General features: G+C 70.2%; 10 protein-coding genes. 3 read left to right on the top strand and 7 right to left on the bottom strand.

Annotated features, from left to right (window positions below; all coding sequences use genetic code 11):
* Positions 1 to 425: integrase core domain-containing protein (locus H976_RS0120280; protein WP_027863026.1), on the top strand; the 425-nt coding region annotated here is incomplete at its 5' end.
* Positions 426 to 443: 18 nt separating this feature from the next.
* On the opposite strand, the gene H976_RS0120275 is transcribed toward H976_RS0120280, so the two are convergent.
* From H976_RS0120275 to H976_RS0120245, 7 genes are all read right to left on the bottom strand, one after another.
* Entirely contained in the window at positions 444 to 893 is a 450-nt protein-coding gene (locus H976_RS0120275; RefSeq protein ID WP_027863025.1) for an iron chaperone, read from the bottom strand.
* A gap of 32 nt (positions 894 to 925) precedes the next feature.
* The gene (locus tag H976_RS27585; RefSeq protein WP_036227601.1) at positions 926 to 1,264 is read right to left on the bottom strand and encodes a hypothetical protein; all 339 of its coding nucleotides are present in this window, start codon (positions 1,262 to 1,264) and stop codon (positions 926 to 928) included.
* Between the two features lie 65 nt (positions 1,265 to 1,329).
* Positions 1,330 to 1,743 (bottom strand): response regulator transcription factor, encoded by a 414-nt coding sequence (locus H976_RS27580; protein WP_051277171.1) that lies wholly within the window; start codon positions 1,741 to 1,743, stop codon positions 1,330 to 1,332.
* Positions 1,744 to 1,789: 46 nt separating this feature from the next.
* Positions 1,790 to 2,638, bottom strand: a complete 849-nt coding sequence (locus H976_RS0120260; RefSeq protein ID WP_027863024.1) for a hypothetical protein — start codon at positions 2,636 to 2,638, stop codon at positions 1,790 to 1,792.
* A gap of 7 nt (positions 2,639 to 2,645) precedes the next feature.
* Complete coding sequence (locus tag H976_RS0120255; protein WP_027863023.1) at positions 2,646 to 4,436, bottom strand: tetratricopeptide repeat protein; 1,791 nt, start codon at positions 4,434 to 4,436, stop codon at positions 2,646 to 2,648.
* A 13-nt stretch (positions 4,437 to 4,449) separates the two neighbouring features.
* On the bottom strand, positions 4,450 to 5,097 hold the full coding sequence (locus tag H976_RS0120250; protein WP_027863022.1) for a redoxin domain-containing protein: 648 nt from the start codon (positions 5,095 to 5,097) through the stop codon (positions 4,450 to 4,452).
* A 2-nt stretch (positions 5,098 to 5,099) separates the two neighbouring features.
* Positions 5,100 to 5,351, bottom strand: coding sequence for a DUF4242 domain-containing protein (locus H976_RS0120245; protein ID WP_027863021.1), 252 nt, complete (start codon positions 5,349 to 5,351; stop codon positions 5,100 to 5,102).
* A gap of 159 nt (positions 5,352 to 5,510) precedes the next feature.
* Between H976_RS0120245 and H976_RS27575 the strand changes: the two genes are divergently transcribed.
* Both H976_RS27575 and H976_RS27570 read left to right on the top strand, forming a co-directional pair.
* A complete protein-coding gene (locus tag H976_RS27575) occupies positions 5,511 to 6,521 on the top strand; it encodes a methyltransferase (RefSeq protein ID WP_051277169.1) in 1,011 nt (336 codons plus the stop codon).
* 221 nt (positions 6,522 to 6,742) lie between these two features.
* On the top strand, positions 6,743 to 7,389 hold a 647-nt coding region (locus H976_RS27570; RefSeq protein WP_036227600.1), incomplete at its 3' end, for a hypothetical protein.

Here is a 7,389-nt window from a genome sequence, read left to right as displayed (position 1 = left end):
TCATCGATGACCACTCCCGGGTCGCCTATGTCGAGGCACGCAACGACGAGACAGGCGAGACCGCCGCGGAGGTCCTCCGCAACGCAGTGGCCTGGTTCGCCGAGCGCGGCGTCACCGTCCAACGGGTCTTGACCGATAACGGCGGCTGCTACCGATCATTCCTCTGGCGCGACACCTGCGCCCAACTCGACGTCACCCACAAGCGCACCCGGCCCTACCGACCACAGACCAACGGCAAGATCGAGCGGTTCCACCGCACCCTCGTCGAGGGCTGGGCTTTCAAGAAGTTCTACAACTCCGATTCCGCGCGCATGGCAGCCCTGCCAGCATGGATCCACGACTACAACCACCACCGGCCTCACTCAGCGGTCGGAAAGGCTGCACCCATCACCAGGTTGAACAACCTGGCTGGGCATCACAGCTAGGCGCCCTCCGCGCACCGGTCAGGAGGCGGCTTTCTTCACCAGCGCGACGATCTTCTTCTCCACAGCGGGGCTCCACTTCACCAGCGCGTACGACGCCGGCCACATGTCGCCGTCGTCGAGGTGGGCTGCGTCCTGGAAGCCGAGGGTCGAGTAGCGGTACTTGAACTTGCCCGCGTCCTGGAAGAAGACCACGACCTTGCCGTCCGCGTCGGCGTACGCCGGCATGCCGTACCAGGTGCGGGGGGCCAGGTCGGGCGCGGTCGAGGTGATGGCCACGTGCACCCGCTCGGCCAGCGCCCGGTCGTCCGGCGCCATCTCGGCGATCTTGTCGAGCACGTCCTGGAGGCCGTCGGCCTTCTTGGCGCCCTTCTTGCCCTCGGCGCGCAGCTCGGCGGCGCGCTCCTTCATGGCGGCTCGCTCTTCGGCGGTGAAGCCGCCCGGCTCCTTCTCTGCGTTCTTCGCGGGCAACCCCAAGCTCCTTTCGTCGACGGGCGTGCGGATCAGGACCCGCTCGAGGCCTCTTCGACCGTCAGCTCGGCGGTGGGTGCGACCTCGAGCCGTTCGTCGGGGATCGGCTGCCCGCTGCGCACGGAGAGGCCGAAGGTGCCGTCGGCCAGGCGCTGCTCGGCGCGCTCGACGGCGGCGAGCCGCTCGCGGAGGCTGGCCTCCACGGCGTTGTCGACTCCCTCGGACTCCAACGCGTCGGCCGTGTCGCCGGAGTCACCGAGGTCCTGTTCGGCCTCCCGGTCGTCCCCGCCGGACGAGCCGATGTGCCGGAGCATGTCCTCGACCTCGGCCCGTTCGGCCTCCAGCAACGTGCGTGCGCGCTCTGCGTCCATCCCGGCCCCTGTCATCGCGTTGGTTGCGACTCTACCTACGCCGAACGGGCGGCGATGTTCGAGGCTCAGGAGTCGAGGTCGTCGAGGATCTCCCGCAGCTCGACGAGCACCTGCTCCATCCGCGCGCCCTTGAGGATGTAGCCGTGGGCACCAAGGAGCCGGGCCTGGTGCTGGAGTCCGTACTTGGGGCCGAACGCCGACAGCATCACCACGACGGTCTCCGGGCACGCCTTGCGGATCAGGGGGAGCGCCTGGAGTCCGTCCATCACCGGCATCGCGATGTCGAGGAGCAGTACGTCGGGGTGGCACTGGAGGGCTGCAGCCAACCCCGCCTCCCCGTTCGCGGCCTCGCCGACCACCCGGAACTCGCCGTCGCGTTCCATGGCCATGCGTAGCAGGAGTCGCAGGTCCTCGCTGTCGTCGACAAGGACCAGGCTCTTGACCTGTGGCGGCGAGGTCTGGGCCGCGGTGGATTTCATCTGCTTCTGAGGTGAGGGAGGCGGGTACGGACTCCTGAATCTAGCCTCAGGCGCCAGGCCGCACCAGACAGTGCTGGATGAGCCGGGTGACGCGGTACGACGGTGCGGGGGGTGCCTCCGAGGTGGAGCCGGCACCGACTCTCCGGAGCGCCGCGGCCGTGTCCCTCACGAGCGAGTCGGGCGGCTGGTCGGCGAACCGGACTGCCATGGGGCCGACGAAGATGACGACGCCGTAGTCCTCGAGCTCGACCGGGGTGATCCCACGCGTGGTCGGCCACCGGTGGACGCATCGGTGCTCGAGGTCCGCGGAGGTCACGGCGTGCAGGTCCAGCTCGAAGCGGTCGCCGCAGCTGCCGTTGGTCGACGCCGTGCAGGTGGTGCCGTAACCGAGGAACAGGGTGTCACCGGGGTCGAGGGAGCTGTCCGACACGTCCAGGCCCTGGTCGTCCCCGTGGTCGATGCCGACGTCGTCGAGCGTCCAGCCGTGGAACTTCGGTCCGACGGAGTAGATCGGGACTTGGGAACCGGCCGCCACCTCGGCCAGCCGCTGGCCCGCCTCGGGGTCGCGCAGGGAGTCGTTGGCGGTGACGCCGAAGTAGGCCAGCAAGAGCACCATGCTGGCCGCGGCGCCGGTCGCGAACCAGCGACGGCGGCGACCACCGCTGACCCACAGCAGCACGAGCGGCACGACGACGATCACCAGCCAGAGACTGATGAACAGGACCTCGGAGTCGTTGCCTTCGGGGAAGTCCAGCACCACCGATACCAACAGCCAGGCGACCGACTCCACCGGCAGGATCACCAGGGCGCCGAGGACGAACATGAGCGTCGCGGTCAGCCGAGCCCGCGCCCGGCCCTCCTCGGGACTCGTCACGTTCTCGTGCTGATCGGACATGGTCGGCCTACATCAGTGCGTGCAGCATCGGGTTGTCGATGTCGGCCGCCAGCAGCACGGCCGCGGAGGCGTCGCCGGCGTTCCCGAGCGCCGCCGAGTGGAGCATCGCGCGCACGGTCAGCTCACGCATGCCGGTCCTCGAGGTGAGCTCGCGCATGGCGTCGGACCAGCTGCGGGTGTCGGGGTGCCCGTGGCGGAGCCCGAGCTCGCACAGGGCGTCGAGGATGTGTGCGTCGAGCCAGACGTAGGGGTCGGCGAGGCGGTTGGAGCGGGTGCGGGCGTCGAGCAGCGTCTCGAAGGCCAGGTCGGTCGCACCGGTCGCCTCCGCCACGAGGGCAAGCCCGCGCGCGGACATCCCCTCCCAGCACGGGTCACCCAGCTGGCAGGCGCGGGCAAAGGCCTGCTCCAGCGTCTCGCTCGCCCGTCCCGGGTCCTTCCTCGCGAGGTGCACCTCCCCGCGCAACGCCTGCGGCCACGGCAGGAAGGAGAGCCAGTGGTCGCCCTCGGCCAGCTCCACCGATCCAGCGAGGTGTACGTCGGCCCGGTCGAGGTCTCCGCGGATGAGGTCGATCCGACCCAGCATGGAGAGGGTGTACGCCGCGCGGCGTGCCTCGCCCACCTCACGGGAGAGCCGGAGTGCCTCGTCGAGCAGCTCGACGGCGCGCGGATAGTTGCCCAGGTCGCTGTGCACCGAGCCCAGGTAGGTGGTGGCCTTCGCCCGGACCGACGGCGAGTCCCCGGACAGGGCGAGGCTCTCGGTCAGCCACAGCTCGGCCCGGTCGTAGCGGGCGCGCAGGAAGTCCACGTAGCCCAGCTCGGCCCGAGCCTGCGCGGAGCTGATCGGGTCGTTGGCCTCGAGGGCGAGTCGATCGGCTTCGTGCAGGTGGGCCAGCCCTTCCTCGTCCAGCCCACGCAGGGAGTGGATCAGCGCCTCGGCCAGCACCTCGCGCGAGCGCACCCGCAGTCGTGTGCTGCGCCCGGCGTCGGAGAGTCGCACCGCGCTGCGCAGGGACGCGACGCCCGGCTCGATCGCGCCGGCCGCGATGGCCGCCGTACCCGCCTCGATGACCGCTTCGATGCTGGCCTCGGTCGGCACACCCACGCGCTCGAGCGGTCGTTCGCGCATCGCCACCTCGACGGCCTCACCCGGGGCGACACCGAGCTCGGTGTCGAGCAGCTCGGCCCAGGCGGCATACTGCGTTTCGGCGGCGGTGTCCTCGCCGGCCAACCGGTACAGCCTGATCAGCAGCGCCTGGTGGTTCTCGTCGAGCGGGCTCATCGCAGCGGCGCGCACGGCGAAGCCACGGGCACGGTCGAGTGCACCCCGGGCCAGCAGCCCCACGGCCGCTTCGTGCAGCACGCCCTCGGCCGCGGCCGCGACACGTCGTCGTTCGGAGAGCAGCCACGACTCGAAGGCCGGTGCGCCGCGCACCGCCACGCCGTCCAGCAGCTCGGCGTCGATGCCGACCACCTCGACGGCGTCGGCCCAGGAGGCGTGGATCAGCGTCGCGGCGTCCACGACCGTGCCTTCCGGCAGGCGCAGCACGACAGGGTCCCCGTCGAGGGAGGCGCCGTCGCCGAGGCAGCGCCGGATCTCGGCCAGGCTCCACCGCAACGCACGCAACGGGTCGTCGGCCTCGCCGAACAGCAGCCCCGCCAGCTGGCTCCTGGTCGGGGCTGCCTCGCTCAGCAACAGGTAGGCGAGCAGCGCCCAGCTCTTCCGGCTGCGCAGGCGGTACGTCGGCCCGTCCGGCCGTTCGATGCACGGTCGGCCGAGGAGCCGGATGCCCAACGCCATCAGGCCGTCCCCATCAGCTCAACCGGGCCGCGGTGGTGAGCAGGCGGGCGGGAGGGAAGTCCTCGCAGTACTGGTAGAGGTACGGCAGCCGAACGACTCCTCGCCTGCCGATGACGAACTCGGCCGTCGCGCGCCACGGGTCGTCCACGGGCGGACGACCTCGCTCACGTCGTCGGTCCTGGAACGCACGACCGACGTCGTGCTGGTGGCCCCAGAACTCCGCCGGGGCGCTGTGCAGGATCCGCTCGGGCGACCACTGTCCGACGCCGTACGCCCGGTAGGCCATGAGGTCAGGGTCGCACAGCACGGGGCATGGAAGCCCGTGCTCGAGGTGGTACGCCGCAGCCCGCTCCGGTTCGCCCTGCGCCACGATCACCGGACGCAGACCGACCGCCTGGTAGGCCTCGTAGTCCTGGCGGAGCTGTGTCGCCCGGGTGAAGCCGCAGCCGCAGCCGAAGTGGCGCCAGAACATCAGCAGCGCCGGTCCCTCGGACCAGAACTCCGACAACCTGCGTGCCGCCCCGGTGTGGTCGCGCAGTGCCAGGTCCGGCGCCGTCGCCCCTCGGGGCAGGCCCGACCCCTCGGGCTCGGTCGGGCCTGCCGTCCACGTGTCCAGCCACCTGCGCTCGGCGGCGGCTGACGTCTCCTCGATGGTGAGCATGCTCAGGAGTGCTCGCTCACGCTGTAGATCTCGTCGGCGACCAGTCCGTGCGCCTCGCGGTGCACGGTGTGCGCGGTCTCGGCGTCGGGGGCCTCGACGAGGCAGAAGATCTTGCCGGCCTCCTCGTCGACCCAGTAGCGCAGGTAGTCCACGCCGTAAGGCCCCTGCGTCGCGAGGTCGGCCTGGTGGGCCGCCGCGACGTCGGCCGCAGCGACTCCGCCTTCGAGGGTGTGGGTGTCCATGAACAGTGCCATCTGTGGTTCTCCTTGATCGTGGGCCGACGCGTGTTCGCCGACCCGGTGACCCCACCCAATGACGCCTGCGTTTGACCTCGCGTTTGACGAACAGCCGAGACTTGGGCGAGGCCCTGTTGGAGTCACGACACTCGTGCCACGCTCTCCTGGGGAGGCGCCGTGGATCAGACGGACGAGGTCGTGTGGATGGTGCGCGGCGCCTGGGTGTCGTTGTGCCTTCGCGCGATGTGCGAGCTCGGCATCGTGGACGTGCTCGATGAGCCGCGCGACCTTCAGGAGTTGGCTGAGCTCACCGCCTCGGACCAGGCCACGCTCGCCCGGTTGTTACGCGTGCTGGTCGACCTCGGCCTGTTGTCCGTCGAGGACGGAGGCTTTGCGGCGACGCCACGGGGAGAGGTGCTGCGAGTCGGGCATCCCAGCGGGGTCCGCAACCTGGCCCTGATGCAGACCGTGATGCCGAACCTCACGGCCTGGCAGCACTTGTCGGACGCCGTTCGACAGGGGAAGGCAGTGTTCGAGGACCTCCACGGCATGACGTCGTGGGACTGGTTGGCGGCCCATCCCGAGGACGAGGTGGTGTTCAACGCGGCGATGGCACGTCGAGGTGCCCTTCAGGTGGCTGCGATCCGCGCAGCGCACGATTTCTCAGGGGCGCGGTTGCTCGTCGACGTCGGCGGTGGTGAGGGAGCCATGCTGGTCGGCCTGCTCAGCGACGAGCCCGGGCTGCGAGGGATCGTCGCCGACCGTGCTCCGGTTGCGGCGGCGGCCACCACCGCATTGGCCGCGGCCGGGATGGGAGAACGCGCACACGGGGAACAGGCAGACTTCTTCACCGAGGTGCCGACAGGCGGTGACGTCTACCTGCTGTCCAACGTCCTCCACGACTGGGATGACGCCGCCGCGACGACGATCCTGCGCACGGTTCATGCAGCGATGCGGTCGGACGCACGCCTGCTGTTGGTCGAGAACGTGCTCGATGCGCCGGGACGGACGGCACCCCAACGGCGCGATCTCCACCTCGTCGACCTGCACATGCTCGTCATGTTCGGTGCCCGCGAGCGCACGAAGGCGGAGTACGACTCGCTGCTGGTCGAGGCCGGCTTCGCCCCCTCCAGGCTCAGCCCCTCGCCGAACATCTGGAACGTGCTCGCGTCGCAGCCGGTCTCGTGACCTCCTGTGGACCCTCGTGCCGCAGCGCGCAGGTCCTTTCGCACCGGATGGTCCCTACACCTCCACGTCTGGGTCGGGCAGCCCGTCGACGGTCTTGGTGTGGACCAGAAGCCCGCCCCGGGCACGATTCCTTGACCCGCGCCGGACCGGAGCGCAAGGTCGATTGACGGCGTCGAGCACCCCTGCGCCGTGACCGGGCACGTGGGCGACGGAGGTCCGAGATGATCGAGAACGGCGTTTTCGAGATGTTCGGCACCCAGGTGAGCACTGCGACGGCCGATGCGGTCGCGCTGCAGGAGTCCCTCGACTCCTCGATCGAAACAGCCGACGCCATCGACGCCCACCTCGGCAGGGGCGTCGTCCACCCACAGATCGACCAGCTCACCTCGTCCGCCAGCCAGCTCAGCCGAGCTCTCGGCTCGGCGTCGTCGCTGGACCAGGTCATGAGCCACGCCCGCCGGGCCCAGGACGACGTGGTCCAGGGAGCCCAGGCGCTCGGCAACAGGTTCCAGGAAGCCAAGGACAAGGCCGACAACCTCGTCACGCGGTTCGAGACGGCGGTGGACTCGTGGGGGAACGTGCACGACGTCAACAGCCTGGCGAAGGCAGTCGGTGACACCGCGAAGGCCGGATCGGCGCTCGGCGAAGCGCTGGTCGTCCTGGGCGCCGCGGTGTTGATCTGCGACCCACCCCTCGGCCTGGCGATCGGCGGCGCCGGCGTCGCGATCGAGGCGTTGTCGCGAGAGACCGAAGGTGTGGCCGCCAAGACCCAGGAGCTGATCCCGCCCGAGGAGGGGACCGAGGAGGGGACCGAGGACGGGACCGAGGACGGGACCGAGGACGGGACCGAGGACGGGACCGAGGACGG

This window comes from Marmoricola sp. URHB0036 (assembly GCF_000426045.1).
Taxonomy (GTDB): Bacteria; Actinomycetota; Actinomycetes; order Propionibacteriales; family Nocardioidaceae; genus Marmoricola.
This window is presented reverse-complemented; position numbering and strand designations above follow the sequence as displayed.